Source organism: Comamonas sp. F1-6 (genome assembly GCF_039581415.1).
Lineage (GTDB): Bacteria > Pseudomonadota > Gammaproteobacteria > Burkholderiales > Burkholderiaceae_C > Comamonas > Comamonas thiooxydans.
Window position 1 is genome coordinate 68,609 of record NZ_JBCPWN010000017.1, and the last position, 24,427, is coordinate 93,035.

Below are 24,427 nucleotides of genomic sequence, written 5' to 3' on the forward strand. Positions count from 1 at the left end.
CGCTTGTATCTCAAGCGTTGACAGCTATGATTTTCTGCAACTACGCAGACTTTGGCGTAGCGCGAATCCACTTGCCCTCTTCGTCGAACTGCAGGCCTGGTGCGGCCGCAAACTCGTATTGCGCTTCGGGTTCGGCCTTGAGCTCACCCTGCAGCAACTCCACCAGACGCTCGTTGCCCATCTTGAAGCCACAGGCCTGGGCATGGCCTCCGCCGCCAAAGCTCTCTGCCAGAGGAATGCAGTTGAACTCCGAGCGCGAGCGCAGGCCCACCTTGGTGCCCTTGTGATTGGCATGCCACATCAGGGCAAAGCTGCCGCTCTGGCGCGCCAGCAAATCACCCACCTGGCTGTGGAACATGCCCGGGCAGTTGACCATCAGGCCCTGCCTGCCGTTGAAGACCAGCACCTGGGCGCCGTCGGCAATATCGGCGCAAAGCTTCTGGAATTTCTCGTCCATGGCGCCGCCACGGGCCATGTAGACGGTTTCCTGCTCGGGCGTGAAGGCCGCAATCTCGGCCCAGCGCTCAAAGCTGCGCACGGGCTCCATGTCCAGAGCCGCGAGAAACGCCGCGCTTTCGGGGAATTCCCATTTCCAGATATCGCGGTCCTCGATGTAGCGAATCAGACCGGGCACGGGCTTGTCGGCCTGGAAAAACTCCCAGGCCAGACGCGCGCCGGACTTGCTCATATCGAAATGCACCACGCCGCATTGGCATTGGTAGCCGCTGAGTTTCTCGGCCGCACTCTTGTGATGGTCCAGCACCACGAGCTTGGCCACGCGCGACTCGATCTCGGCCATCAACGTGGGCTCAAAGGCAAAGTCCAGCACATAGACGGCGCGACCGGCCAGATCGCCCAGGTCGTCGGCCGTCTGAATCTCGCCGTGATCCAGACCGCGAAACTCGGCCTGACCTTCATAGAACAGCCAGGCCGCCAGCGCCGCGCCAAAGCCGTCGGGGCAGCGACGGCCATGGTAGAGGATGAGGGGCTTGGGATCGTTGCGATCGGGGCGTACCAGCAACTGCTGGAACAGGGAAATTTTGGCGTTCTGTGCGGTCATAACCGGGTATTTTCGCCGTTTGCGCCGGAGCGAGGCGACGCACGGGCATTGCGGGCTCACGGCTGACTGCTTCCGTGGCGGGTGTTTCGCCCTGCAAGACACTGCCTGCAGGGCTCATCCGGCTGCCCGCAAGAGGCTTCACGCCTTGTAAGTCATCGCTTGCTTTTTCCTTGGTTAGCACAAGCGCTGAAATCCCTGATTTCGGTATCTACCTAAGCCCCCACTCTTCGCATACGCCTATGATGGGGGTCTTGCTATTGAAATGCTGCGGTCACCGGCAGGCCCGCAACGCTTGCCTGCCACGACAGTTACAGCGCTGGGTGCTCCGCGGCCCCTGTATGCGATCTACACCCGATATCACTCCTCACCTCGGTACGCTGCTCAGTTTTCGCCGCGACCTGCACGCCAATCCTGAGCTCAAATACGAAGAGCACCGCACCGGCGACAAGGTCGCCGCATACCTCACGGCCCTGGGCCTGACCGTGCATCGCGGCCTGGGCCAGACTGGCGTTGTCGCCAGCATCCACGGCAAGGGCCGCAGCAAGGACAACCCCGGCCGCAGCATCGGCATCCGTGCCGACATGGATGCCCTGCCCGTCACGGAAATCAACACCTTCGGGCACATCAGCCAGAACAAGGGCCGCATGCATGCCTGCGGCCACGACGGCCACACCACCATGCTGCTGGGCGCTGCAACCACCCTGGCTCAGCAACCCGACTTTGACGGCACGGTGCACCTGATCTTCCAGCCAGCCGAAGAAGGAGGCGCTGGCGCCAAGGCCATGATGGATGACGGCCTGTTCGACAAATTCCCCTGCGAAGCCGTGTTTGCGCTGCACAACTGGCCATCGCTGCCGGCCGGCCAGATGGCCGTGCGCGTTGGCCCCATCATGGCCTCCACCCTGCGCTTTCAGATCAGGGTCCATGGCAAGGGTGGCCATGCGGCCATGCCCCACACCACGCTGGACCCGATTCCCGTGGCCTGCGCCATCGTCAGCCAGTTGCAGACCCTGGTCTCGCGCAGCACCGATCCGCTGGACTCGGCCGTGCTCACCGTGGGCAAGATCACCAGCGGCACGGTGGAAAACATCATTCCCGATGACGCCATCATCGCCGGCACCGTGCGCACCCTGAAGAAGGAAACGCGCGAGATGTTTGTAGAAGGCCTCAAACGCATCAGCAGCCATGTGGCAGCCGCCCATCTGTGCACGGCCGAGTTCACGCTGCGCCCCGGCTCCTACCCCAACACAACCAACCACGCCCGCGAAGCCAAGTTCATGGCCGCCGTGATGCGTGAAGTGGTCGGTGACGACAACGCCTTTGACGATGTGCTGCCCGCCATGACCTCCGAAGACTTCGGCTTCATGCTGGAGGCCGTCCCCGGCGCCTATGGCTGGATTGGCAATGCCAAGGGCGACCAGCCCGGCGTGAGCCTGCACAATCCGGCCTACGACTTCAACGATGACAACATCGGTCGCGGCTCGAGGTTCTGGGATCTGCTGGCACGTCGCTATTTTGAGCAGCCGGCCGCCTGACGACAGCCAAGAACTACGCTATTCATAGCTGATAGCCCTCAACCAGCAATGGTTGTGGGCTTTTTTCATATCTTGGCAGCGGCATCGGGCTCGCCCAACACCTCGACCAGCCAACGCTGCTGCGGCATGGGCATGCCGAGCAGCATGCCCTGAAGCACGATGTCCGGGTTCCACTGCGTCAACTGCAGCGCCTGCTCGGACAGCTCCACACCTTCTGCCACCACGCGCAGTTGCAAGCGCCGCGCCACCAGCAACATGGCTTCGACCAGGGCAGCATCTTTTTCGGAGCGATGGCTGCCGCTGACAAAGCTTCTGTCGATCTTGAGCTCCTGAATCGGCAGGTGCTGCAGGCTGTACATACTGGAATAGCCGGTCCCGAAGTCATCGAGAGAAATCTCTATGCCCAGGCCACGCAGTGCCAGCATGCGCCGACGCGCCTGATCCAGATCCCGCAGCAAGGTGCCTTCGGTGATCTCCAGTGTCAGCTGGCGAGCATTGGCACCGGTTTCCCTCAAGACCTTGTCCAGCGTGGCCATGAAATCGTCATGCGCAAATTGCTGAGCGCTGACGTTGACCGACAGACGCAGTCCACGCTCTGCCATGGCCGGCCTGGCCAGCAGCATGCAGGCCTGACGCAGCACCCAGTCGCCCAGACGCACGATGAGCTCGGACTCCTCGGCCACCGGAATGAACTCTCCCGGGCTTACCAGCCCCCATTCGGGGTGCTGCCAGCGCACCAGCGCCTCGGCACCCACGCAGCGACCGCGCGCATCGGTCTGGCTCTGCAGATACAGACGCAACTCCCCGTCGGAGATGCCGTGGTACAAATCCCTGGCAATGCGCACGCGCCGATACACATCCTGGGCCATGCGCGGCTCGAACAGCACCACGCTGCCCGGACCGCCCAGCTTGGCCTCATGCAAGGCCACGCTGGCAAAGCGCAGCACGTCATGGCTGTTGCCGCCTTTAATGGCCGGCTCCAGCACGGCACCGCCAATGCAGCAGCTGACAAACTCGGTTTCCACCCAGCTGTTGAGAGAGAACGGCTTTTGCAAGGCCTTCTTCAAGGTCTGCGCATACTGCTGCAGCTGCTCCTCCACACCTTCGGCCTGCTTGTGCAGGCTATCAAAAACAATAGCAAACTCCGCAGCCGCAACACGCGCAATCCAGGCATCGTCAGGCAGAACCTCGACCAGCCTGGCCCCCATGGCCTGCACCAGCTCGTCGCTGTGCTGCATGCCATGCACATCGTTGAAGACGGAAAAGCGATCTACGTCCAGCAGCAGCAAGCCATGGCTGACATCCTGCCGAACCAGGGCCAGCTCGCGCAGATGCAAGGTCAGCGAATGGCGGTTGGGCAGCCCCGTGAGCGAGTCCAGGTAGACCAGGTCGTGGATACGGCGCTCGGCCAGAACGCGCTCGGAGAGATCGCGCTTGAGCTCCACATAATTGACGACCTCTCCCTGAGGCGTGCGAATCGGCGTCACCAGCACCGACTCCCGCAAGGCCTCACCCTTGCTCGTGCGATTGGTCATCTCGCCACGCCATAGCGTGCCCTTGGCCAATTGCTTGAGCGCACGCTGGCGGTGACTGTGGTCCATGCCCATGGTGGACACCAGCTCGGTAGACTGGCCGAGCACCTGCTCGCGCGCATAGCCCGAGCGCAGCAGAAAGGCCTCGTTGACATAGATGACCTTCAGCTCGGGATCGGTGATGACGATGCTCTCGGGGTTCTGCTCGACCGCCCGATAGAACTTGCGCAGCTCGTTCTGGCTGGCCTCCAGTGCGGCCAGCATCTCCTGGCTTTTCTGCACGCGCCGCCCCAGGCTGGCTCTTGCCTGCAAGCAAATGATGAGCACCAGCATCATCATGCCCAGCAAATGAACCATCGCCAGCAGATGCTCGGCTGCCGATAGAGCTGCAAACGGCGTGCCGATATGAGGAGCCAGCCACCATAGGGCAGAAACGACGATGGAGGACAGCCCCAGCATCGTCAGGGCGGCACGCGTGCCCTGCACCCAGAGCGCAACAGCCAGCCAGGCAGGAAATGCCATCACGGCCGGCCCATAAAGCCCTCCCATGTGCCAGACCCAGAGCAAGCTCAACAGCCAGTTGCCCCAGACAAAGCAGGACACTGCCCAGACCCACTGCCTGGCCTTGGCCAGGCCCATGCACAGCAGCGACAGCAGCATGACGCCGCCGGACAGCGCCAGATCCATGTCGTCCATCGCCGGCATCAGCAACCAGACCAGACTCATTGCAGCGCCCAGAACCCACATCCAGAGACAGCCCAGCCACACCATGCGGCGCATGGGCAACCGGTATCTGGCCTCAACGAAGTGACGCTGCATGCAAGCCCTTTGGCATTCAGACTGAATGATGAATGCTAGGGGCAGTTGCCAATTAGTTCAATCGTCCGGCGAGCTAGGTCTTGAAAGCCCAGACGCACGGCCTGCCCGGCTTGAGTGCATGCCAGGCCTGGCCTGGCCTGGCCGCATCAGGCTTGTCGCCTGCAGCCTAACGCTGCTGCTGCTGCCGCCGCGCGCTTCGGCGTGCCTTGGTCTGTGCATCTTTCCTGGCCTGGCGCTCCGCATCTTTTTGCTGGCCCTCGGCAAGCCAGACCTCGAATTCGGCCGGAGTCTCCAGCGTGATGCGGCCAATGCTCACATCACGGAAGTCGGTCAGCACCAGCTCGGCCGCCTTTTGCAGGTTCACGCGGCCGCCGCTCATCACGGCGCCACGCTTTTTGCCGATCATTGTCAGCAGCTCGTCATCATGCAACGCCGCAATTTCATCGGCCGAAATGCCCAGCTTGTAGCGCGCCTCCAGCATGGAAGCGTAGTGCTTTTGCAGATACAAAAGCAGCTCCAGCGCCACCAGGTCTTCGTCGTAGGCATTGCGCCCCACGGCACCGCTGGCCGCCAGGTTGTAGCCGCTTTTCTCCACGATGATGCGCGGCCACAGCATGCCGGGCGTGTCCCAGAGGTAGAAGTCGTCGGCCAGCACGATGCGCTGCTCCAGCTTGGTCACACCGGCCTCATTACCGGTCTTGGCCTGGGTCTTGCCGCTCATGGAGTTGATCAGCGTGGACTTGCCCACATTGGGCACGCCGCAGATCAGCACCCGCATGGGCTTGGCCAGACCGCCACGCGAGGGCGCCAGCAGCTTGCACTGCTCGATCAGACGCTTGGTGGGAGCAGGTTCCGAGGCGTCCAGCGCAATGGCGCGCGTCTCGCTCTGGGCGTTGTACCAGTCCATCCAGGCCTTGGTCTGGACCGGATCGGCCATATCCTGCTTGTTGAGTATCTTCAGGCGCGGCTTGTGGCCCGTCATCTCCTGCAGCAAGGGGTTGGCGCTGGAGCCGGGCAAGCGCGCATCCAGAACCTCGATGACCACATCGATTTCCTTGACGCGCTCCGTGATGGCCTGACGCGTCAGATGCATGTGACCGGGAAACCATTGGATGGCCATAAGCGGAGATCTTTCTTTTTTGCAGGGTGCGAGCACGCAATGGGCGCAAACACCCTTTTATGTCAGTGAATTCAGGCGCGCAAGGATAATCTCCCTCTGCTTTTCTGACCTGCCAGCTCGCTTATGCCCTTGCCCTCCGCCCCCCAAAAGTCCAAAGCCCGCAACGAAATTCTGATCAAGGGCCTGACGATTGCACTGATCGGCATCATCATCTTGCTGGCCCCTGTGTTCAAGCCTGAAAGCAGTATTGCCCAGCTGTTTGCCCAGTCCCATATCGTGGGCTGGTTTGCTCTGGTGCTGGGTCTGGCCTTCATAGCCCAGTTTCTCTGGGTTCGCTTCAAGAAATGAGCGACACAGCCCTGCTGCAGCCGCTGACACAGGCGCGCAGCCAGATTGCGCTGTGGCAGCAGCGCGCAGCAGCAGCGGCGGTGACGCTGCGCCAGCCGCCGCCCGAGCCCACGAGTTGCTGCGGGCGCGGCTGCAACGGCTGCGTCTGGGAAGGCTATTACGGCGCGCTGACTTTCTGGCTGGAGGATGCGGCCCAAGCCATGACCGAGGCCTGAAGCCCGCTACTCGAGAGTCATGCCATTTCGGCTTCCAGCGCAGCCAGGCGAGGCACATGGACTTCTTTTTCCATGACGTCCACCTCGATATCGGCGATCTCGTTATCCAGCGCTTGATAGTCAATACGGAAGCGCCCCGCCCCTGCCTCCAGCCTTTGCGCCTGATGGAATAGCTCGCGCGCTGCTGCGCTGGATTCGGCCACCAGACCCGCGTTCTGGCTGGTCATATGGTCCAGTGCCTGCACCGCCTCGCTGATCTGGGCGATACCCTGGTTCTGGGCCTGTGCCGCCTCGGTGATCGAGGCGATCAGACCGCTGACCGTGCGCACATCGCGCACGATATGCTCCATGCGCTGGCCGGCCTGCAGCGCCAATGTCTGTCCCGACTTCATCTGTTTGGTGGAGTGCTCCATGAGCTGGCGGATCTGCTTGGCCGCTTCGGCACTGCGCTGGGCCAGCTCGCGTACCTCGGCCGCCACCACCGCAAAGCCACGGCCCTGAGTGCCTGCCCGCGCCGCTTCCACGGCGGCATTCAGCGCCAGGATATTGGTCTGGAAGGCAATGCCGTCAATCACCCCCACAATGGCAGCCACCTGCTGGCTGCTTTGCGCCATGTGCTCCATATTGCGAACCACCTCCTGCACCACGCTGCCTCCGCTGGCCGCCGCCTCGGCGGCACTGCGCGCACTCTGGTCGGCATGGCGCGCACTGTCGGCCGAATGGGTGACCAGGGTGACCATGTTTTCTATGCTGCTGACCGTGGCCTTGAGTTGCTCTGCAGCATGGGCTGTGCGATCGGAGAGATCGCTGTTGTCCTGCGCCATCTGGCTGGATGCGGCAGCCACGGCCTCCACACCACCCTGCACCTCGCCTACCAGGCCGCGCAACTGCCTAGTCATCAGCGCCAGCGACTGCATGAGCCGACCCAGCTCGTCGCCGCGCCCCGTCGCCGGCGGTGCATAGCTGAGATCGCCCGCCGCAATGGTCTGCGCCAGCTGCACCGCTTCGCTCAAGGGCGTGGTGATGGAGCGAATCGTCGTCAACGACAGCAACGCCCCCACCAGGCCCATGAACAGGCCCACGCCCATGGCCATGCGCTTGGCGATGGCGGTTTGCTCGCGCCCATGCTGCTCGGCGTCCAGACGCTGCTGCTGCTGAGCCTCGATAAAGGCATCCTGGGCCTGGACATAGCGCCTGGAGGCGGGGATCAGCTGTTCGTCCACCAGCTTCTGCGCCTCCCAGGCCTTGCCCAGATCACGCGCCTGATAGGCCTGCTCATAGATATCTAGCACTGCCTTGCGTTCCTGCTCCACCCTGGCCAGGCCGCTTCGATCGACTTCGCTCTGAGCATCGGCCTGCACCTGTTGCTGCAGACCACCAGCCTGTTGCATCAGCCCGCGAGCTTTCTGCGAGAGCTGAGCAATCAGATGCTCTTCCGAAGAGAGCACGCTGGCCAGCGCAGCCTCCACGCTCTGCAGCGTCAGCGCCTGCCAGCGCAGCGCAAGATTGATGCGCTTGTCCGTGGCCTGAACAGCGGCGCTGACCCGCTGCTCCACATTCTGCAGATAGCTGAACAGGCCGCCTGCCACCAGCACATTGCACAGCAACAGCCCCAGGAACAAGGCCCACATCTTGCGAGCCACCGAAAGGTTCTGGAATTTCTTCAACAACATGAGCACACCGCCGATCAAGCGCGGAGCGCAGTGCTCCGCTGGTCGTTACGATATGAAACACAGATGACAATGACGTGACAGCCGCAGCACCGAATGCAATAAAAAAGCGCCTGCAACCCATAGATTGCAAGCGCTCCCAGCTATCAAATTCCAAGAATTACAGCAGGCTGGCTGGATCCATATAGCGCTGGCGCCACTCTTCGAACGTCATGGTGTCGGCAGCCTCGATGGCTTGCTGCGCGGTCACCGACTCCTGGCTCATCCGCTCGTAGCGCGCCTGCTGCTCGGCCGTCCAGGGCATGGCCAGCAAGGCATCGCGCGCCTTGGCGGACTGCGTGGTCATGAAGTCTATGAAACGATTGTCATAGGCGCCGGTGAGCTCCTTGAGCACATGGGCCGAAGGCGTGGACTGCGCGTCCTGCACGCGGGCCAGGGCCTGATCCAGCGCAGCGCTGTAGTCGCTTGTGCCATGAGCAGCATCCAGCGCCTGGGCATAGGGACGACATTGCTCGAGCACTTCCTGTGCCCAGTCGGTCAGCAGCACCTGCTGGCCGTTGCGCACCAGCTTCAGGCCCGGCTCGCGGCCCTGTTCCGCAGCCAGATGCTGGTTGTGCTTGAGGTCGGCAATTTCCTGGGGCGTGTCGTCGGGGCTGTCGCTGTGCAGGCAGTGCAGCAGGAAGACGTCGATCATGCGCATGGTGGCCGGCGCAATGCCCACGGTTTCGTACGGATCGATATCCATGAGCCGCACTTCCACATATTCCACACCGCGCTCGCGCAGCGCGTGCAGCGGGCGCTCGCCGCTCTTGACGGTACGCTTGGGGCGGATGGTGCCGTAGAACTCGTTCTCGATCTGCAGCAGGCCCGTGCCCAGCTGGTTGTAGTCGCCACCGGGGTTGCGCACGCCCAGTTGCTCGTAGGCCGGATAGGGACGGGTCAGCGCCTCGTGCAGCGAGTCCGCATAGCCGTCGAGTCCGTTGTAGCTGACATTGATGCTGGACTGCGCATCGCTCTGATAGCCCAGGCGCCCCATGCGCAGCGATGTGGCATAGGGCAGGTACAGCGCATGCCTGCCGTCGCCCAGCGGCTGCAGGCGATGCTCGCGCCCTTCCACAAAGCAGGGACACAGCGCGGGAGAGGCGCCATACAGATACAGCAGCACAAAGGCGTTGCGGCGGAAGTTGCGGATCAGCGCAAAGTACTGGTCGCTGCTCACTCCGGGCAGCGACCAGTTGTAATGAATCCCCGAGATGGTCTGCATGCGACGGCCATAGCGGTGGCCCAGACCCATGCGGTACACACTCTTGGAACGGCCCGAGTGCGAGCTGCCATAGCGGCCCAGCGGAATCGTCTCGTCGGTGGGCAGGCGGCAGGGCATGCTGGAGTTCCACATCAGCTCGCCGCTTTCGCTGAGGTTGCGCAGCACGAACTGATGGACTTCGGTCAGCTCGTCCAGGCATTCCTCGACACCCAGGCGCGCGCCGGTGATGAGCTCCAGCTGGGACTCGCTGTAATCGGTGGTGATGTGCGGGTGCGTGAGAGCCGAGCCCAGTTCCGCCGGGTGCGGCGTCAGGGCCAGCGAGCCCGTGGCCAGTGCCCGCAGTCCCTCTTTCTCGATGCCGCGACGAATGCCCAGCAGCCTTTCGGCGGTGGGCATATTCACGGCGGCCTGCGATGTCTTCATTGTTCTTACCTTCTTAGTGAAGACGCTGACGACAAACTTCGTCTGCCCAATCGCGCCCAGACGGCGAATGATAGAGAAACAAGACGCAACGCGATGGCGGCTGGCCGCTTAACCACGTTTTTCGGCCTGTTGAGCCGCCAAGAGCCAGGGCTTCTGCCAGAAATTTGTCAGGTTAACAGCAACCCAAACATGAGCACATGCTCACTCCAAAACAGAAAAAGCCCTCGCGAGAGGGCTTTTTTCAGCTGTGCTAATCGCAATCGCCAACTGCTCTTGCCGCTCGTGCAGGGCAAAAAATGCTGCGACTTTGGCCTTGATCAATGTCCATGTGCTTTCATGGCCTTGCCCACTTCCACCTGTCCCTGGACGGCGCCGCTGGCCGGCACCTGCTGACCTTCGCTGGCCGTGACTTCAGCCAAGCGCGCGGCCAACTCTTCGGGAACGGTCTCACCCATGCCCAGATAAACGCCTTCGGTCATGGTGATATGAGCAGCCTCGAAACCGCCTGCGCCAGCGCAGACAATGGTGCGCGTGGGCGCGCTCTCGTGCGCCAGCACCAGCATGGCAGGCACCACGGCCTCCGGCTTCAAGGCTTCCAGCACCGGCTCGGGCAGCAGACCCGCCGTCATGCGTGTGGCCGCCGTGGGGGCCAGCGCGTTGACCCGGATATTGTGTTTGGCCCCTTCGATGGCCAGCGTCTGCATCAGACCCACCTGGGCCAGCTTGGCCGCGCCATAGTTGGCCTGGCCGAAATTGCCGTAGAGGCCCGTCGACGAAGTCGTCATCACGATGCGGCCATAGTTCTGCTCCTGCATATAAGGCCAGACCGCCTTGCAGCAATTGGCCGCTCCCATCAGGTGTACGTCGACGACAAGGCGGAAGTCCGCCATGTCCATCTTGGCAAAGCTCTTGTCGCGCAGAATGCCGGCGTTGTTGACCAGAATGTCCACGCGCCCCCAGGCCGTGATGGCCTGCTTGACCATGGCCTGCACGGCGTCGAAGTCGGTCACGGAGGCCGCGTTGGCAATCGCCTCGCCGCCCGCAGCGCGGATTTCATCCACTACCTGCTGCGCCGCCGTGGCCGAACCGCCCGAGCCGTCCACCGCGCCGCCCAGATCGTTGACCACCACCTTGGCACCGCGCCTGGCCAGGGCCAGCGCATGCAGACGCCCCAGACCGCCGCCCGCCCCCGTCACGATGGCCACACGACCTTGAAAATCCATTGCCATGATGTCCTGCTCCTTGCTTGTGCATTGATGCAGCCACTTTAAGCGCCCATGCTGCAGCGCAGCGTAGCGTTTGCGACTGCCTGCGGGTAAGTCTGGAGAATGCTATTAATCCGGGAGCATTTACTGCAAAAAATCACTTGGTTTCAATATTAAAACTATTCAAATTTCAATATCTGTATTCGCTACAAGCTCTTCTTTCAATAGCAAAAATCAGTCATCCACAAGCGACGGGCTTTTCCCCAATTTTTCTCAACAAGCCTGTGGACAAGCCTGAATAGCTTTTGCAGCAATGGCTCAAGCACTTGATTTATATGGAATTTCTCAAACTGCCTATTTTTTGATCAGCTCCTATCCGACAACCAGCCACTTATCCCGTCCTACGCTGGACATCCTTGTGAACAACTGCAACCACCCCATGAATAAGTCAGGCAAGTCATTGATTTCAAAAGGTTCATTTTTCAGCGCTGAAAAAACAGGCAATCCGCACCGGGCCCACGGCCTTGGCAAACCAGCTAAAACAACGGGTTTTGCAAAGAATCACTACAGCGCCTCATGTCCAACGACTCTGCTTTTGCCCCTCCCTTCTTCATCGCCAAGTGCGAGCCCAGCGGCCAGCAGGTCGACGCCTGGGCCGACCAGTCCCTGCTGGACTCGCTGGAGAGCGGCGGCGTGAACTGGCCCAGCTCCTGCCGCAACGGCACCTGCCGCACCTGCATGGGGCAGCTGGTATCGGGCAGCGTGCACTACGACATCGAGTGGCCGGGGGTGACGACCGAAGAGCAGGCCGAAGGCTATGTGCTGCCCTGCTGTGCCTATCCCGACAGCGATGTGGTGCTCAAGGATCATGAGTATTTGTAAGCCCCCGGAGCAGCCTTACCGCTTCCCCCCAAGGGGGACGGCATCATTGCTGGGGCAGGCCATGGGGCGGGGCGGCTCTTGCTGGATGCCACGCCTTGGAACTGCATCCGGTTCTTGCACTGCATCATGGTTTCAGGGTCGGCTTGCGCGCTCAAAGCCCGCTCTGCAATAGAATGAGCGCTTTCCGCAAGGCCCTGCCCTGCAGAAAGCGGCTCCGCCCAGGCGGCCCCCGCCTCACACGTTCTTTGGAAGTCCTGCCTGCGCCCATGGCGGCGTCGGCAATGCCTCACTGGTGCGTGTCATGCGCCAGCCGCCGACTGCAGTGCATCGCATCCAGTTCACGTCCAAGAAGGCATTCCATGAACAGCTCCCTCCAACCTGTGCCCATCTCGCCCGTCGAAGAAATCGTGGCGGAAATGCGTGCCGGCCGCATGGTCGTTCTCGTTGACGAAGAAGACCGTGAGAACGAAGGCGATCTGGTTCTGGCATCCGACCATGTCACGGCGGAAGCCATCAACTTCATGGCCCGCTTCGGCCGTGGCCTGATCTGCCTGACGCTGACCCGCGAGCGCTGCGAATTCCTCAAGCTGCCTCCCATGGCCGCGCGCAACGGCACCGTGTACAGCACGGCCTTCACCATTTCCATCGAAGCCGCCGAAGGCGTGACCACCGGCATCTCGGCCGCCGACCGTGCACGCACCATCCAGGTGGCCGTGAACAAGAACAGCCAGCCCAGCGATCTGGTGCAGCCCGGCCATATCTTCCCGCTGCAGGCCGTGGACGGCGGCGTGCTCATGCGCGCCGGCCATACCGAGGCTGGTTGCGATCTGGCCGCGCTGGCAGGCTGCACGCCCTCGGCCGTGATCTGCGAGATCATGAAGGACGACGGCACCATGGCCCGCCTGCCCGATCTGCAGCTGTTCTGCGCCGAGCATGGCATCAAGATCGGCACGATTGCCGACCTCATCGAATACCGCAGCCGCAACGAATCCCTGCTGCAGAAAGTGGGCAGCCGCCCCATGCAGACGGCCCATGGCGAATTCATCGCCCATGCCTTCCGCGACGTGCCCAGCGGCTCCGTGCATCTGGCACTGGTCAAGGGCGAATGGCAGCCCGACACCACCGTGCCCGTGCGCGTGCACGAGCCGCTGTCGGTGCTAGATGCGCTCGAAACCGGCCGCAACCAGCATTCCTGGTGCCTGGACGAAAGCCTCAAGTACATCAACGGCAATGGCCAGGGCGTGGCCGTGCTGCTCAACTGCAGCGAGTCCGGCGAGCAGTTGCTGACCCAGTTCGAAGGCAAGGCCCGTTCGGCCCAGGCGCCCGAGCGTGGCCGCATGGACCTGCGCACCTATGGCGTGGGCGCGCAAATCCTGCGCGAGCTGGGCGTAAGCAAGATGCACCTCATGGGCCAGCCCCGCCGCATGCCCAGCATGGCAGGCTACGGCCTGGAAATCACGGGCTACATCCCCAAAGAATAAGAGACGGAACACCAGATGCAAAACGCAGAAAAAGGCCAAGGCCAGAACCTCAACGGCGCCGAACTGAAGATCGGCATCGTGCAAGCACGCTTCAACGAAAGCATTACCAACACCCTGTTTGCCTCCTGCCGCGATGAGCTGCTGGCACTGGGTGTGAAGAGCGAGAACATCGACCATGTCACCGTCCCCGGCGCACTCGAAGTGCCCGTGGCGCTGCAGACACTGGCCGACACCGATCAGTACGACGCCCTGGTGGCGCTGGGCTGCATCATCCGTGGGGAGACATACCACTTCGAGCTGGTAGCCAACGAATCGGGCGCAGGCGTGACACGCCTGTCCCTGGACTACCGCCTGCCGATCGCCAACGCGATCATCACCACTGAAAACATGGAGCAAGCCATTGCCCGCCAGGTAGACAAGGGCCGCGACGCCGCCCAGGTCGCCGTGGAAATGGCCAATCTGCTCAACTCCTACGACGATCATGAGTGAAGAACAATCCAGCGAGTCCGGCTCGCGCCGCCCTCCCCAGAAGCGCACCGGCCTGACCAGCACCGGCGCACGCAAGGCGGGCTCCAAATCCAATCGCAGCCGCGCACGCGAGTTCGCACTGCAAGGCCTGTATCAGCACATCGTGGGCCGCAATGCGGTGCTCGATATCGACCGCTTCACGCGCGATCTGGCCGGCTTTCACAAGGCCGACGTGGTGCACTACGATGCACTGCTGCGCGGCTGCGTGGAAAACGAAGCTGCACTGGATGCACTGATCACGCCCAAGCTCGATCGCGGCCTGACCGAGATCTCGCCCATCGAACATGCCTGCATGTGGATTGGTGTGTACGAGTTCCAGAACTGCCCCGACGTGCCCTGGCGCGTGGTGCTCAACGAGTGCATCGAGCTGGCCAAGGAATTCGGCGGCACCGACGGTCACAAGTATGTCAACGCCGTGCTCAACGGACTGGCTCCCGAGCTGCGCGCCACCGAAGTGGCGCATGACCGCGCCAACAAGTCTGCGAGCTGAACCGCTTGATCTGCAGCGCCGTGCCTGCGCGGCCCTGCTGGCGCCACATGCATAGTCAATGCAAATACTGCAACAGGGCCGCAGGTGCTATCGTGCACCGGCTGGCTGGTTGCAGTTTTTTTATGGGTGCCAGGCTGCTGTACCGGCTGCATCCTCCGGCACCAGACTGCACCCGAACGCTGATTGATTGAAAGAATAACGTCGTCCATGTCCGTCATCGAGCTTTCCCGCCGCGCCCAACGTATCGAGCCTTTTTACGTCATGGAAATGGCCAAGCACGCGCAGGAAGTGGCCCGCCAGTCCAGCGCCAGCGGCACGCCCATGATCTATCTGAACATTGGCGAGCCGGACTTCAGCGCCCCGCCTCTGGTGCAGCAAGCGGCAGAGCGCGCCATTCGCGACGGCCGCACGCAATATACCCAGGCACCGGGCCTGCCCGAGCTGCGCGAGCGCATCAGCGCCTGGTATGCCAGCCGCTTCGGCGTGGACGTGCCGGCGCGCCGCATCATCATCACGGCCGGCGCCTCGGCCGCGCTGCAGCTGGCCTGTCTGGCGCTGATCGACGAGGGCGACGAGGTGCTGATGCCCGATCCCAGCTACCCCTGCAACCGCCACTTTGTCTCGGCGGCCGAGGGCAAGCCGGTGCTCATCCCCTCCTCGGCGGCGGAGCGCTTCCAGCTCAGCGCCGCCAAGGTCGAAGCCGCCTGGAGCGAGCGCACGCGCGGCGTGATGCTGGCCTCGCCGTCCAACCCCACGGGCACTTCGATTGCTCCCGATGAGCTGCGCCGCATCCACGACGTCGTGCGCGCCAAAGGCGGGTTGACCATCGTCGACGAAATCTACCTGGGCCTGTCCTACGACGACGCCTTTGGCCAATCGGCCCTGAAGCTGGGCGATGACATCATCTCCATCAACAGCTTCAGCAAATACTTCAATATGACGGGCTGGCGCCTGGGCTGGATGGTAGTGCCCGAGTCGCTGGTCGCGCCCATAGAGATGCTGGCCCAGCATCTGTTCATCTGTGCCAGCACCGTATCGCAATATGCGGCCCTCGCCTGCTTCGAGCCCGAGAGCATTGCCGAATACGAGCGCCGCCGCGCCGAGTTCAAGGCCCGCCGCGACTACTTCATCCCGGCTCTCGAATCGATAGGCCTGCCCGTGCCCGTCAAGCCCGACGGCGCTTTCTACGCCTGGGCCGACTGCCGCGCTGCCGCCGAAAAGCTCGGCGTGAAAGGCAGCTGGGACTTTGCCTATGCGCTGATGAACCAGGCTCACCTGGCCATCACCCCCGGCCGCGACTTCGGTCAGGCCGAGACGGCGAACTATGTGCGCTTTTCCACCGCCAACTCCATGGAGCAGCTGCAGGAAGCCATTGCTCGCATGAAAAAGCTCTTCTGCTGAATCCGTGATGATGCAGAGCCAACCAGCGCCTTTGCCTGACGGGGCCGATGCCATGCAAGCCGCCGCAGCCGGGGTGTTCACATTCCCGATGCGCGTTTACTGGGAAGACACCGATGCCGGCGGCGCCGTGTTCTATGCCAACTACCTCAAGTTCTTCGAGCGTGCCCGCACCGAGTGGTTGCGCTCGCTGGGCATCGCCCAGCAAAAGTTGCGGGAACAAACCGGCGGCATCTTTGTCGTAACGTCTGCGCAGCTTGAATATCTGCACCCGGCGCGACTCGATGACCAACTCTTTGTTACCGCTAGCTTGAAAAGTGCCGGCCGCGCTTCGCTCACAATCGAGCAGCAGGCGCTGCTGGTCCATTCCGACAGTCACGCCCAAGAGCCCACGCCGCTGTGCACGGGCTCCATCCGAATTGGGTGGGTGGATGGCAAGACCATGCGCCCCGCGAGAATTCCGAACCATATCCTGGAGCAACTTTCATGAACTCCCAAGACATGTCCATCCTCAGCCTCATCATGCAGGCCAGCTGGGTGGTACAACTGGTCATGCTGATCCTGGTGATCGCATCCATAGCGAGCTGGGCCACCATTTTTCGCAAGGCCCAGACCTTGAAGCGAGTGCGCTCGCTCAACGACAACTTCGAGCAGGACTTCTGGTCGGGCACCAGCCTCAACGACCTCTATGCCTCTGCCGCGCAGAACGCCAAGACCGGCGGCCCCATGGAGCGCATCTTTGCCAGCGGCATGCGTGAGTACCAGAAGCTGCGCGAGCGCCGCATCGGCGATGTCGCCACGCTGATGGACGGCACGCGCCGAGCCATGCGCGCAAGCTTTCAGCGCGAACTCGACGAGATCGAATCCGGCCTGTCCTTCCTGGGCACCGTGGCCTCGGTCTCGCCCTACGTCGGCCTGTTCGGCACCGTATGGGGCGTGATGCACGCCTTCACCGGCTTTGCCAACATGGAGCAGATCACTCTGGCCACCGTGGCCCCCGGCATTGCCGAGGCCCTGGTCGCCACCGCCATGGGCCTGTTTGCGGCCATCCCCGCCGTGACGGCCTACAACCGCTACGCCCACCACATCGACCGCATCGCCAGCCAGGAAGAAACCTTCATCGAAGAGTTCTCCAATATCCTGCAGCGCAATGTCGGTGCCACTGCCAGCGGCTCCGCCTCCGGCCATTGAGATGAAACTGTTCCCGAGTCGCTTCAGGCCTCTGGCCTTGACAGGACACAAGGCCCGCGGGCCTTTGCACTGCGCCTCTGAATTGAGCCTCGCGCAAGCAGCCTATTTGTAAGGAGTGTGATCCATGCCAGCCATGAGTTCACGCGGTCGCAATCGCCGCACCGTCAACGAAATCAATATGGTGCCCTTCATCGACGTGATGCTGGTGCTGCTCATCATCTTCATGGTGACGGCGCCCATGCTCACGCCGGGCTCCATCAACGTACCCAGCGCGGGCAAGTCCTCGCGCCCGCCGACCAAGAACATTGCCTATGTGCTGCTCGACAAGGACGGCAGCATCCAGTTCAAGAACGGCAGCAACACCCAGACCATCAAGCTCGACGACCTCAAGGGTCTGGCCCAGTCCTGGCAGCAAGGCCAGGGCGAGGACAGCGCCATCCAGATCATCGCCGACAAGGGTCTGCCTTTTGACGACGTCATGAAGGCGCACACCACGCTGTCCAAGGCCGGCGTCAAGCGCATTGCCTTCGGCGTCGTTTCCTCTTCCAGCAATTGATCCCCTACAGGAAGCTCTGCCGCCGGCCGCGACTTTGATGCCTTGAAGCCGCAGCCCGCGCAGACCACCAATTCACCATGCCTAACCAGCAAGATCGCGATCAGTTTGCCCCGCCCCGCCCCAAAGGCCGGGCGCGCTCATGGTCGCTCGCCCTGGCCGCGCACGGGTTGCTGATCGCGGCCCTGCTGTGGACGGTGCGCCCCCCCAAAGAAGCCGACGAGGCCATGGTCGAAGCCGAGGTCTGGAGCAGTTCCGCCCCGGCTTCCGCAGCCGCCGTGACACCGCCGCCTCCCGTTCCGGAGCCCACGCCGGAGCCGGCTCCGGCGCCCGAGCCGCCACCACCTCCGCCGGAACCCGTGGTGGCACCGCTGCCTCCTCCTGCGCCTGCCCCCAAGGCTCAGGCCCATGACGACGATCATGAGGCCGAGATTGCCCTGGCCAAAAAGAAAAAGCAGGAGCAGCTGAAGAAGGAAAAGGCCGAGCAGGAAGCCCGCGAACAGCGCGAAAAAGAGCGCAAGGAAAAAGCCGAAAAGGACAAGGCCGAAAAGGAAAAGGCCGAAAAGGCGCAGCTGGAAAAACAAAAGGCCGAGAAGGCTGAAAAAGCGGAGAAGGAACGCAAGGAAAAGCTCGAGCACGAGAAAAAGGAAAAGGCCGACAAGGCTGCCAAGGACAAGGCCGAGAAGGAAAAAGCGGAAAAGGCTGAAAAAGAGAAAGCCGAGAAAGCCGCCAAGGACAAGGCTGCCAGGGAAAAAGCCGAGAAGGACAAGGCAGAGAAGGAAAAAGCAGCCAAGGAAGCCAAGGAGAAGGCGGCCAGGGACGCCAAGGATGCCAAGGCAGCCGATGACCGTCGCAAGGCCGAGCTGGCACGCCTGCAAGGGCTGGCCGGCGGCTCCGGCGGCAGCGATCAGGCCGGCAGCGGCGGCAGCCGCACGGGCGGCGCGGGCAGCAGTGCCAGCGGCGGACCATCGGCCGGCTATGCCGCCAAGGTGGCCGCGCGCGTCAAGCCCAACATCGTCTACCCCGATGCGGTCAGCGGCAATCCGCGTGCCGAGGTCCGCGTGCGCACGGCACCGGACGGCACCATCACCAGTGCCACGATCTCCAAGTCCAGCGGCAACGCGGCCTGGGATGAAGCCGTGGTGCGCGCCCTGCACAAGACCGACAAGCTGCCGCGCGATATCGACGGCAAGGTGCCCTCGGATCTGGTCATAGGCTTCAGACCCCAGGACTGACGCGGGACTGCTCCCCGCGCTTTCCCCCAAGCCCCGCTGGCATGGCCCGCGGGGCTTTTTTATCTGTGGCCATTCCACAACGCACCGAGTTGCACGGCTTGCGCCGCCGCCCGCCAGTCCATAGCATGCCTTTCTTTGCCGTAATCCACGACGGATTGCGCGCTTTCCCACTCACGCAAAGGAGAGAGCCATGTCCCAGACGACAAATCCCTTTGCAGTCGTGCCCGCCTAAAGCCTTCTAGCGCTTCCCGCCACGCTGCAGACCTCGCCCGGCCCATCGACGCCATGGAGCCAGGCCTTGTGCTGCGCGTGAATTCCCGGATGCCTGCCGGCCGAGCATGTCGCGACTGCCCCATCGCTGATTTCATGCATTCGACCAAGGGCCATTCATGGGCAATTCTTTTTCGGACACCTACGTCAAGGTGTTCGCCAACAGCAGCGTCTGGATCGAGGACGCGGCCATCCAGCAACTTCACACCACAGCCGCCAATCTGGACGGCATCCGCGCCGCCGTCGGCCTGCCCGACCTGCATCCGGGCCGGGGCTATCCCGTGGGCGCGGCATTCTTCTCGACAGGACGCTTCTACCCGGCCCTGGTCGGCGGCGACATAGGCTGCGGCATGTCTCTGTACGCGACCGACCTGGCCGTGCACAGGACTTCAGGCGCCAAGCTCGAAAAAGCCGTGGGAAATATCGACGGCCCTCTGCCTCAGGAGCTGCTGGAGACCGTGGACATGGCGCAGCTGCAGCAGATCGCGCAGACCAGCGGTGTCGCCGATCCGGCCTATCTGCTGCAGAGTCTGGGTACCATCGGCGGCGGCAACCACTTTGCCGAACTGCAGCAGGTCGAGACCCTCTACGAGGAAGGCGCGCTCGACAAAAAGCGCGTGCACCTCATGGTGCACAGCGGCTCGCGCGGCCTTGGCGGAGCCATACTGCGCGAGCATGTGCAGCGCTTCAGCCACGACGGCCTGGCCGCCGGCAGCGAAGCCGCAAGGCAATACCTGCTGCAGCACGATGCTGCCATTGACTATGCGCGGCTCAACCGCAGCAGCATCGCCCAGCGCCTGCTGCGCGCGATCCGCAGCCAGGGCGAGGCCGTACTCGACATCACGCACAACCATGTGCTTGCCCACCGCTGGCAGGGCCAGGACGGCTTTCTGCACCGCAAGGGCGCCACGCCGGCAGACCGGGGTCTGGTCGTCATTCCGGGCTCGCGCGGCGACTACAGCTATCTGGTGCGGCCCGTCACCGGGCGGCACGAGGCCCTGGATTCGCTGGCCCACGGCGCCGGCCGCAAATGGGCTCGCACGGACTGCATGGGCCGGCTGCGGCCCCGCTTCACGCTGGACGAGCTGCTGCGCACGCGCTTCGGCAGCGCCGTGGTCTGCGCCGACCGCGAGCTGGTCTACGAGGAGGCCCCCCAGGCCTACAAGGATGTGGACTCCGTGGTCGCCAGCCTGCAGCAAGCCGGCCTGGTGGAGCTGGTCGCGCGTCTCAGGCCCCTGCTGACCTACAAGAAGGGAGCCATGCAATGCTGCTGATGCAACTGAGCTCGGCCCACGGCCCCGCCGAGTGTGAATACGCGCTGCAGCTGACGCTGCGCAAGCTGCTGCAGGCCTGTGCGGCCGAGGACCTGGCCGTCGAGGTGCTGGAGGAGTCCCGCACCCCGGCCGGCTACCGCTCGGTGCTGCTGCGCTGCGAGCTCGAGACACCCGCCCTGCGCGAATGGCTGGGCACCATCCAGTGGATCTTCGCCAGCCCCTTCCGGCCCCGGCATCCACGCAAGAACTGGTTCGTCGCCGTGCAGCGCTGCGAGCCGCCGCGCCAGCTGGCCATGGACGGCGAGATCCAGTTCCAGTCCTGCAAGGCTTCGGGCAAGGGCGGCCAGCATGTCAACACCACGGACTCGGCCGTCCATGCCCTGCATGTGCCCAGCGGGATGGCCGTCAAGGTCATGAGCGAACGCAGCCAGCATGCCAACAAGCGGCTGGCGCGCGAGCTGCTGGCCATCAAGCTGGCCCAGCACAATGCGCGCAGCGAGGGGCAGGCGCAGCGCCTGCGCAACCAGCAGCACTGGGAAGTCGAGCGCGGCCAGGCCGTCAAGGTCTTCCGCCTGTAACCGTCCCGTAACGACATTGCCGCCCGCCTCGCAAACGCGGGGGCGGCGGCAATGTCGCTGCAGCCCCTGCCACTCAGAAGCACAGGTAGACACCCAGGACCAGCAGACTGAGCATCAGCAGCTTCCGGAAAAGCTCGGGCGAGAGTTTCTCGCGCAGCAACTCGCCCCAGTGCATGCCGGCCAGCGCCGGAATCAGCATCAGGGCCGAAGCCAGCAGTCCCAGCCCCAGATCCTGCGCCTGCACACCCAGGCCCTGACTCTGCCAGAGCAAGCCGGCTCCCAGGGCCAGCGTGGAAGTGGTAAAGCATAGGCCCATGGCCTGCATGAGTGCGGGACGGGCCAGGCCCAGCGACTGCAAAAAGGCCACGGCTGGCACGACAAAGACACCGGTCACCGCCGTGATGGCGCCCGTCAACAGGCCGCATGCCGCGCCCAGCCAGGCCTGGTGCGGCACCGGCGTCTGCCAGCGCAGGCCCGACAGCCCCCACAGGGCGTACATCACCAGCGCCAGGCCCAGAGCCGGCCTGGCTGCTGACAGGCTGCCGACTCCGCCCCAGAGGGCCACACCTCCCAGCGTGCCCAGCACAATGCCCAGCTGCATCCAGCCCAGACGCTGCAACAAGGCCCGCAAACCCGCCACGGGCCGCATCTGCACCAGATTCGTCACCAGCGAAGGCAAAAGCAGCAAGGCCGCCGCCTGCGCGGGCGACATGAACACCGCCAGCAAGGCCATGGAAACCGTGGGCAGGCCCAGCCCCACCACGCCTTTGACACAACCCGCCAGTCCAAACACGGCAATGGCTGCCGCAGCCATCCAGCCTTCATTCCACATCATCAATCCTTCGTATCATCCGAACCATAAAAACCAAGCAGGAATCATCAATACCTTGCATAACGCAGATAATCCGGCTGCAAGACGCGCCTGACCAGCGGGATTTGCCAAAACTAGACTTCGTATAAACCTTAGGCTTGAATCAAATGCGCTTTGACCTGACCGACCTCCAGCTGTTTGTGCACATCCTCGACAGCGGCACGCTGACGGCGGCGGCACAGTGCAGCCATCTCACGCTGGCCTCGGCCAGCGAGCGCGTGCGCGGCATGGAACAGCTTCTGGGCACGGCGCTGCTCATTCGCCAGGCACGCGGCGTGCAGCCCACGGCTGCGGGTCACACCCTGGGCCAGCATGCACGCCAGGTGCTCAGCCAGATGCAGCTACTGCGTGGGGCCATGGGTGAATTCGGCGCCGGCCTGGCCGGGCAGATACGTTTGCGCGGCAATACCTCGGCCGTGCGCGAGCATCTGCCGCTGGCCGTCAGCGGCTTTCTGCGCCAGCACCCGCAGATTGCGCTGGAGCTGCAGGAATGCCCGAGCAGCGAAGTGCTGGCCGGACTGCGCCAGGGCCTGTGCGATATCGGCGTGGCCGCTTGGGATGTCGAAGACGCGGCGGCGCTGGCAGGACTGCACTGCCAGCCCTGGAGGCCGGACCCGCTGGCCGCCGCCTTGCCGCTGGGCCATGCGCTGGCCGGGCGCGCGCACCTTCCGCTGGCCGAGCTGCTGAACGAGAACTGGGTCGGCCTGCCACGCGACTCCGCCCTGCAGCAGTTGCTGCAGAAACAGGCCTTGCGGATCAACGACAGGCTGCTGCGCATCCAGGTCCAGCTGCAGCATTTCGAGGGACTGTGCCAGCTCGTGGGCCAGGGCGTGGGCATTGCCGTGCTGCCGCTGGCCGCCGTGCAGCGCCACGCCGCCGCCACCGGCGTGGTGGCCGTGCCGCTGTCCGACGCCTGGGCGCAGCGCCAACTGCTGCTGTGCACGCCCGCCGCGACGGCCTCCCTGTCATTGCCTGCGCAGCAGTTGCACGCGCAGCTGCTACAGACCGCGTAGCCTTAGCAAGCCACGGTGAAAAGCGCTATGCGGGACAATAGCGCCATCATGACCCTCAAAGCCCCCGAACTGCTGCTGCCTGCCGGCTCGCTCGACAAGATGCGCGCCGCCTACGACTTTGGTGCCGACGCCGTCTACGCCGGCCAGCCGCGCTACAGCTTGCGCGCGCGCAACAACGAATTCCGCCTGGAGCAGATCGGCCAGGGCATTGCCGAGGCGCATGCACGCGGCAAGAAGTTCTTCCTGACCAGCAATCTGATTGCACACAACGACAAGGTCCGCACCTATCTGCGCGACATCGAACCCATCATCGCCATGAAGCCCGACGCCATGATCATGGCCGACCCCGGGCTCATCATGATGGTCAAGGAAAAGTGGCCCGAGCAGGAAATTCATCTGTCCGTGCAGGCCAACACCACCAACCACGCCACCGTGAAGTTCTGGCAGAAGATGGGCGTCTCGCGCATCATCCTGTCTCGCGAGCTGAGCCTGGACGAGATCGAGAAGATCCGCCAGGAATGCCCCGACATGGAGCTGGAAGTGTTTGTGCACGGCGCGCTGTGCATTGCCTACTCGGGCCGCTGCCTGCTGTCGGGCTACTTCAACCGCCGCGACCCCAACCAGGGCACCTGCACCAACGCCTGCCGCTGGGACTACAAGACGCATGACGCGGCCGTGGACCCCAACACCGGCGAGGCGCTGGGCCAGACCATGGAAAACGGCTTCAACTTCGAAGAAGCCAAGAACGATCTGGACAACCAGTTCACCAGCACCTGCGGTGACCAGCAGCGCCATCCCAAGGCCGATGCCATCTATCTGCTCGAGGAAAAAGGCCGCCCCGGCGAGATGATGCCCATCATGGAAGATGAGCATGGCACCTACATCATGAACTCCAAGGACCTGCGCGCCGTGGAGCATGTGGAGCGCCTGACCAAGATCGGCGTGGACTCGCTCAAGATCGAAGGCCGCACCAAGAGCCTGTACTACGTGGCCCGCACAGCCCAGACCTACCGCCGCGCCATCGACGACGCCGTGGCCGGCCGTCCGTTCAACCCGCATCTGATCACCGAACTCGAAGGCCTGGCCAACCGCGGCTATACCGGCGGCCTGCTGGAGCGCCGCCCTGCCAACGACTACCAGAACTACGAAACCGGCCACAGCGTGCTGCAGCGCAGCCACTTCGTGGGCGCGGTGCGCGGCTGGGCCGACGGCATGGCAGAGATTGAAACCATGAACCGTTTCGCCGTGGGCGACACCATCGAAGTGATTCATCCCCAGGGCAACCGCCAAGTCAAGCTGGAGAAGATGTTCAACCTCGAAGGCCAGCCTGTGGAAGTCGCACAAGGCAACCCCGTGCGCGTGCGCATTCCGCTGGAAGGCCCTGTGGAAGGTGCGCTGATTTCGCGTCTGCTGTAAGCTCGACCGGCTTTGCTTTTCCAACGCCCCATACGCTGGGGCGTTGCTCTTTTCTC

At 63.3% G+C, this 24,427-nt stretch carries 23 protein-coding genes; 16 read left to right on the top strand and 7 right to left on the bottom strand.

The features are described from left to right. Positions 1 to 40: 40 nt before the first annotated feature. Positions 41 to 1,060 (bottom strand): phosphoesterase, encoded by a 1,020-nt coding sequence (locus tag AAIL66_RS17065; protein ID WP_003063891.1) that lies wholly within the window; start codon positions 1,058 to 1,060, stop codon positions 41 to 43. Positions 1,061 to 1,398: 338 nt separating this feature from the next. On the opposite strand from AAIL66_RS17065, the gene AAIL66_RS17070 reads away from it, so the two are divergent. After that, positions 1,399 to 2,595 (top strand): M20 aminoacylase family protein, encoded by a 1,197-nt coding sequence (locus tag AAIL66_RS17070; protein ID WP_034359420.1) that lies wholly within the window; start codon positions 1,399 to 1,401, stop codon positions 2,593 to 2,595. Between the two features lie 65 nt (positions 2,596 to 2,660). Here AAIL66_RS17070 and AAIL66_RS17075 read toward each other — a convergent pair whose 3' ends face one another. Then, positions 2,661 to 4,946, bottom strand: a complete 2,286-nt coding sequence (locus AAIL66_RS17075) for a GGDEF domain-containing phosphodiesterase (RefSeq protein WP_034359423.1) — start codon at positions 4,944 to 4,946, stop codon at positions 2,661 to 2,663. A 166-nt stretch (positions 4,947 to 5,112) separates the two neighbouring features. After that, positions 5,113 to 6,066: a ribosome biogenesis GTPase YlqF gene (gene ylqF / locus AAIL66_RS17080; protein ID WP_034359425.1), complete on the bottom strand. Its 954-nt coding sequence runs from the start codon at positions 6,064 to 6,066 to the stop codon at positions 5,113 to 5,115. Positions 6,067 to 6,189: 123 nt separating this feature from the next. Here ylqF and AAIL66_RS17085 point away from each other — a divergent pair, with 123 nt between their 5' ends. Then, positions 6,190 to 6,414, top strand: coding sequence for a hypothetical protein (locus AAIL66_RS17085; RefSeq protein ID WP_343497287.1), 225 nt, complete (start codon positions 6,190 to 6,192; stop codon positions 6,412 to 6,414). Beyond that, positions 6,411 to 6,629 carry an oxidoreductase-like domain-containing protein gene (locus tag AAIL66_RS17090; RefSeq protein ID WP_080746229.1) on the top strand — a complete coding sequence of 73 codons (219 nt, stop codon included), beginning with the start codon at positions 6,411 to 6,413 and terminating at the stop codon, positions 6,627 to 6,629. Before AAIL66_RS17085 ends, AAIL66_RS17090 begins: the two co-directional genes overlap by 4 nt. 17 nt (positions 6,630 to 6,646) lie before the next feature. On the opposite strand, the gene AAIL66_RS17095 is transcribed toward AAIL66_RS17090, so the two are convergent. The 3 genes from AAIL66_RS17095 to AAIL66_RS17105 form a co-directional block, all read right to left on the bottom strand. Continuing rightward, positions 6,647 to 8,302 (bottom strand): methyl-accepting chemotaxis protein, encoded by a 1,656-nt coding sequence (locus AAIL66_RS17095; protein WP_238585749.1) that lies wholly within the window; start codon positions 8,300 to 8,302, stop codon positions 6,647 to 6,649. A gap of 157 nt (positions 8,303 to 8,459) precedes the next feature. Continuing rightward, positions 8,460 to 9,986, bottom strand: a complete 1,527-nt coding sequence (gene gshA / locus AAIL66_RS17100; RefSeq protein WP_045840008.1) for a glutamate--cysteine ligase — start codon at positions 9,984 to 9,986, stop codon at positions 8,460 to 8,462. 317 nt (positions 9,987 to 10,303) lie between these two features. Then, on the bottom strand, positions 10,304 to 11,215 hold the full coding sequence (locus AAIL66_RS17105) for an SDR family NAD(P)-dependent oxidoreductase (protein WP_003063906.1): 912 nt from the start codon (positions 11,213 to 11,215) through the stop codon (positions 10,304 to 10,306). A 552-nt stretch (positions 11,216 to 11,767) separates the two neighbouring features. Between AAIL66_RS17105 and AAIL66_RS17110 the strand changes: the two genes are divergently transcribed. The 11 genes from AAIL66_RS17110 (at position 11,768) to prfH (ending at position 21,071) form a co-directional block, all read left to right on the top strand. Further along, complete coding sequence (locus AAIL66_RS17110; RefSeq protein WP_012839207.1) at positions 11,768 to 12,073, top strand: 2Fe-2S iron-sulfur cluster-binding protein; 306 nt, start codon at positions 11,768 to 11,770, stop codon at positions 12,071 to 12,073. A gap of 359 nt (positions 12,074 to 12,432) precedes the next feature. After that, positions 12,433 to 13,554 (top strand): bifunctional 3,4-dihydroxy-2-butanone-4-phosphate synthase/GTP cyclohydrolase II, encoded by a 1,122-nt coding sequence (gene ribBA / locus AAIL66_RS17115; RefSeq protein WP_003063911.1) that lies wholly within the window; start codon positions 12,433 to 12,435, stop codon positions 13,552 to 13,554. Between the two features lie 15 nt (positions 13,555 to 13,569). Then, positions 13,570 to 14,043, top strand: a complete 474-nt coding sequence (gene ribH / locus AAIL66_RS17120) for a 6,7-dimethyl-8-ribityllumazine synthase (protein WP_003063913.1) — start codon at positions 13,570 to 13,572, stop codon at positions 14,041 to 14,043. Beyond that, positions 14,036 to 14,572, top strand: coding sequence for a transcription antitermination factor NusB (gene nusB, locus AAIL66_RS17125; protein ID WP_003063915.1), 537 nt, complete (start codon positions 14,036 to 14,038; stop codon positions 14,570 to 14,572). Before ribH ends, nusB begins: the two co-directional genes overlap by 8 nt. A 207-nt stretch (positions 14,573 to 14,779) precedes the next feature. Further along, a complete protein-coding gene (locus AAIL66_RS17130) occupies positions 14,780 to 15,973 on the top strand; it encodes a pyridoxal phosphate-dependent aminotransferase (RefSeq protein ID WP_343497288.1) in 1,194 nt (397 codons plus the stop codon). Between the two features lie 52 nt (positions 15,974 to 16,025). Continuing rightward, positions 16,026 to 16,460, top strand: coding sequence for a tol-pal system-associated acyl-CoA thioesterase (gene ybgC, locus AAIL66_RS17135; protein ID WP_034359495.1), 435 nt, complete (start codon positions 16,026 to 16,028; stop codon positions 16,458 to 16,460). Further along, on the top strand, positions 16,457 to 17,161 hold the full coding sequence (gene tolQ / locus AAIL66_RS17140; protein WP_003063920.1) for a protein TolQ: 705 nt from the start codon (positions 16,457 to 16,459) through the stop codon (positions 17,159 to 17,161). Before ybgC ends, tolQ begins: the two co-directional genes overlap by 4 nt. A 124-nt stretch (positions 17,162 to 17,285) precedes the next feature. Beyond that, positions 17,286 to 17,717: a biopolymer transporter ExbD gene (locus tag AAIL66_RS17145; protein WP_012839211.1), complete on the top strand. Its 432-nt coding sequence runs from the start codon at positions 17,286 to 17,288 to the stop codon at positions 17,715 to 17,717. Between the two features lie 77 nt (positions 17,718 to 17,794). Then, on the top strand, positions 17,795 to 18,949 hold the full coding sequence (gene tolA, locus AAIL66_RS17150) for a cell envelope integrity protein TolA (protein ID WP_343497289.1): 1,155 nt from the start codon (positions 17,795 to 17,797) through the stop codon (positions 18,947 to 18,949). A 389-nt stretch (positions 18,950 to 19,338) separates the two neighbouring features. Further along, the gene (locus AAIL66_RS17155; protein ID WP_343497290.1) at positions 19,339 to 20,493 is read left to right on the top strand and encodes an RNA ligase RtcB family protein; all 1,155 of its coding nucleotides are present in this window, start codon (positions 19,339 to 19,341) and stop codon (positions 20,491 to 20,493) included. Continuing rightward, complete coding sequence (prfH, locus tag AAIL66_RS17160) at positions 20,484 to 21,071, top strand: peptide chain release factor H (protein WP_343497291.1); 588 nt, start codon at positions 20,484 to 20,486, stop codon at positions 21,069 to 21,071. Before AAIL66_RS17155 ends, prfH begins: the two co-directional genes overlap by 10 nt. Before the next feature lie 73 nt (positions 21,072 to 21,144). On the opposite strand, the gene AAIL66_RS17165 is transcribed toward prfH, so the two are convergent. Then, entirely contained in the window at positions 21,145 to 21,903 is a 759-nt protein-coding gene (locus AAIL66_RS17165; RefSeq protein ID WP_343497305.1) for a sulfite exporter TauE/SafE family protein, read from the bottom strand. A gap of 146 nt (positions 21,904 to 22,049) precedes the next feature. On the opposite strand from AAIL66_RS17165, the gene AAIL66_RS17170 reads away from it, so the two are divergent. Both AAIL66_RS17170 and yegQ read left to right on the top strand, forming a co-directional pair. Then, complete coding sequence (locus tag AAIL66_RS17170) at positions 22,050 to 22,955, top strand: LysR substrate-binding domain-containing protein (protein ID WP_343497292.1); 906 nt, start codon at positions 22,050 to 22,052, stop codon at positions 22,953 to 22,955. A 27-nt stretch (positions 22,956 to 22,982) separates the two neighbouring features. Then, on the top strand, positions 22,983 to 24,371 hold the full coding sequence (gene yegQ / locus AAIL66_RS17175) for a tRNA 5-hydroxyuridine modification protein YegQ (protein ID WP_343497293.1): 1,389 nt from the start codon (positions 22,983 to 22,985) through the stop codon (positions 24,369 to 24,371). The last annotated feature ends 56 nt before the right edge of the window (positions 24,372 to 24,427 follow it).

What these genes read in the sequence shown, in the direction of transcription:
- AAIL66_RS17065 (WP_003063891.1), bottom strand. Translation starts at nt 1,060, where the DNA reads ATGACCGCACAGAACGCCAAAATTTCCCTGTTCCAGCAGTTGCTGGTA.
- AAIL66_RS17070 (WP_034359420.1), top strand. Translation starts at nt 1,399, where the DNA reads ATGCGATCTACACCCGATATCACTCCTCACCTCGGTACGCTGCTCAGT.
- AAIL66_RS17075 (WP_034359423.1), bottom strand. Translation starts at nt 4,946, where the DNA reads ATGCAGCGTCACTTCGTTGAGGCCAGATACCGGTTGCCCATGCGCCGC.
- ylqF (WP_034359425.1), bottom strand. Translation starts at nt 6,066, where the DNA reads ATGGCCATCCAATGGTTTCCCGGTCACATGCATCTGACGCGTCAGGCC.
- AAIL66_RS17085 (WP_343497287.1), top strand. Translation starts at nt 6,190, where the DNA reads ATGCCCTTGCCCTCCGCCCCCCAAAAGTCCAAAGCCCGCAACGAAATT.
- AAIL66_RS17090 (WP_080746229.1), top strand. Translation starts at nt 6,411, where the DNA reads ATGAGCGACACAGCCCTGCTGCAGCCGCTGACACAGGCGCGCAGCCAG.
- AAIL66_RS17095 (WP_238585749.1), bottom strand. Translation starts at nt 8,302, where the DNA reads ATGTTGTTGAAGAAATTCCAGAACCTTTCGGTGGCTCGCAAGATGTGG.
- gshA (WP_045840008.1), bottom strand. Translation starts at nt 9,986, where the DNA reads ATGAAGACATCGCAGGCCGCCGTGAATATGCCCACCGCCGAAAGGCTG.
- AAIL66_RS17105 (WP_003063906.1), bottom strand. Translation starts at nt 11,215, where the DNA reads ATGGCAATGGATTTTCAAGGTCGTGTGGCCATCGTGACGGGGGCGGGC.
- AAIL66_RS17110 (WP_012839207.1), top strand. Translation starts at nt 11,768, where the DNA reads ATGTCCAACGACTCTGCTTTTGCCCCTCCCTTCTTCATCGCCAAGTGC.
- ribBA (WP_003063911.1), top strand. Translation starts at nt 12,433, where the DNA reads ATGAACAGCTCCCTCCAACCTGTGCCCATCTCGCCCGTCGAAGAAATC.
- ribH (WP_003063913.1), top strand. Translation starts at nt 13,570, where the DNA reads ATGCAAAACGCAGAAAAAGGCCAAGGCCAGAACCTCAACGGCGCCGAA.
- nusB (WP_003063915.1), top strand. Translation starts at nt 14,036, where the DNA reads ATGAGTGAAGAACAATCCAGCGAGTCCGGCTCGCGCCGCCCTCCCCAG.
- AAIL66_RS17130 (WP_343497288.1), top strand. Translation starts at nt 14,780, where the DNA reads ATGTCCGTCATCGAGCTTTCCCGCCGCGCCCAACGTATCGAGCCTTTT.
- ybgC (WP_034359495.1), top strand. Translation starts at nt 16,026, where the DNA reads ATGCAAGCCGCCGCAGCCGGGGTGTTCACATTCCCGATGCGCGTTTAC.
- tolQ (WP_003063920.1), top strand. Translation starts at nt 16,457, where the DNA reads ATGAACTCCCAAGACATGTCCATCCTCAGCCTCATCATGCAGGCCAGC.
- AAIL66_RS17145 (WP_012839211.1), top strand. Translation starts at nt 17,286, where the DNA reads ATGCCAGCCATGAGTTCACGCGGTCGCAATCGCCGCACCGTCAACGAA.
- tolA (WP_343497289.1), top strand. Translation starts at nt 17,795, where the DNA reads ATGCCTAACCAGCAAGATCGCGATCAGTTTGCCCCGCCCCGCCCCAAA.
- AAIL66_RS17155 (WP_343497290.1), top strand. Translation starts at nt 19,339, where the DNA reads ATGGGCAATTCTTTTTCGGACACCTACGTCAAGGTGTTCGCCAACAGC.
- prfH (WP_343497291.1), top strand. Translation starts at nt 20,484, where the DNA reads ATGCTGCTGATGCAACTGAGCTCGGCCCACGGCCCCGCCGAGTGTGAA.
- AAIL66_RS17165 (WP_343497305.1), bottom strand. Translation starts at nt 21,903, where the DNA reads ATGTGGAATGAAGGCTGGATGGCTGCGGCAGCCATTGCCGTGTTTGGA.
- AAIL66_RS17170 (WP_343497292.1), top strand. Translation starts at nt 22,050, where the DNA reads ATGCGCTTTGACCTGACCGACCTCCAGCTGTTTGTGCACATCCTCGAC.
- yegQ (WP_343497293.1), top strand. Translation starts at nt 22,983, where the DNA reads ATGCGGGACAATAGCGCCATCATGACCCTCAAAGCCCCCGAACTGCTG.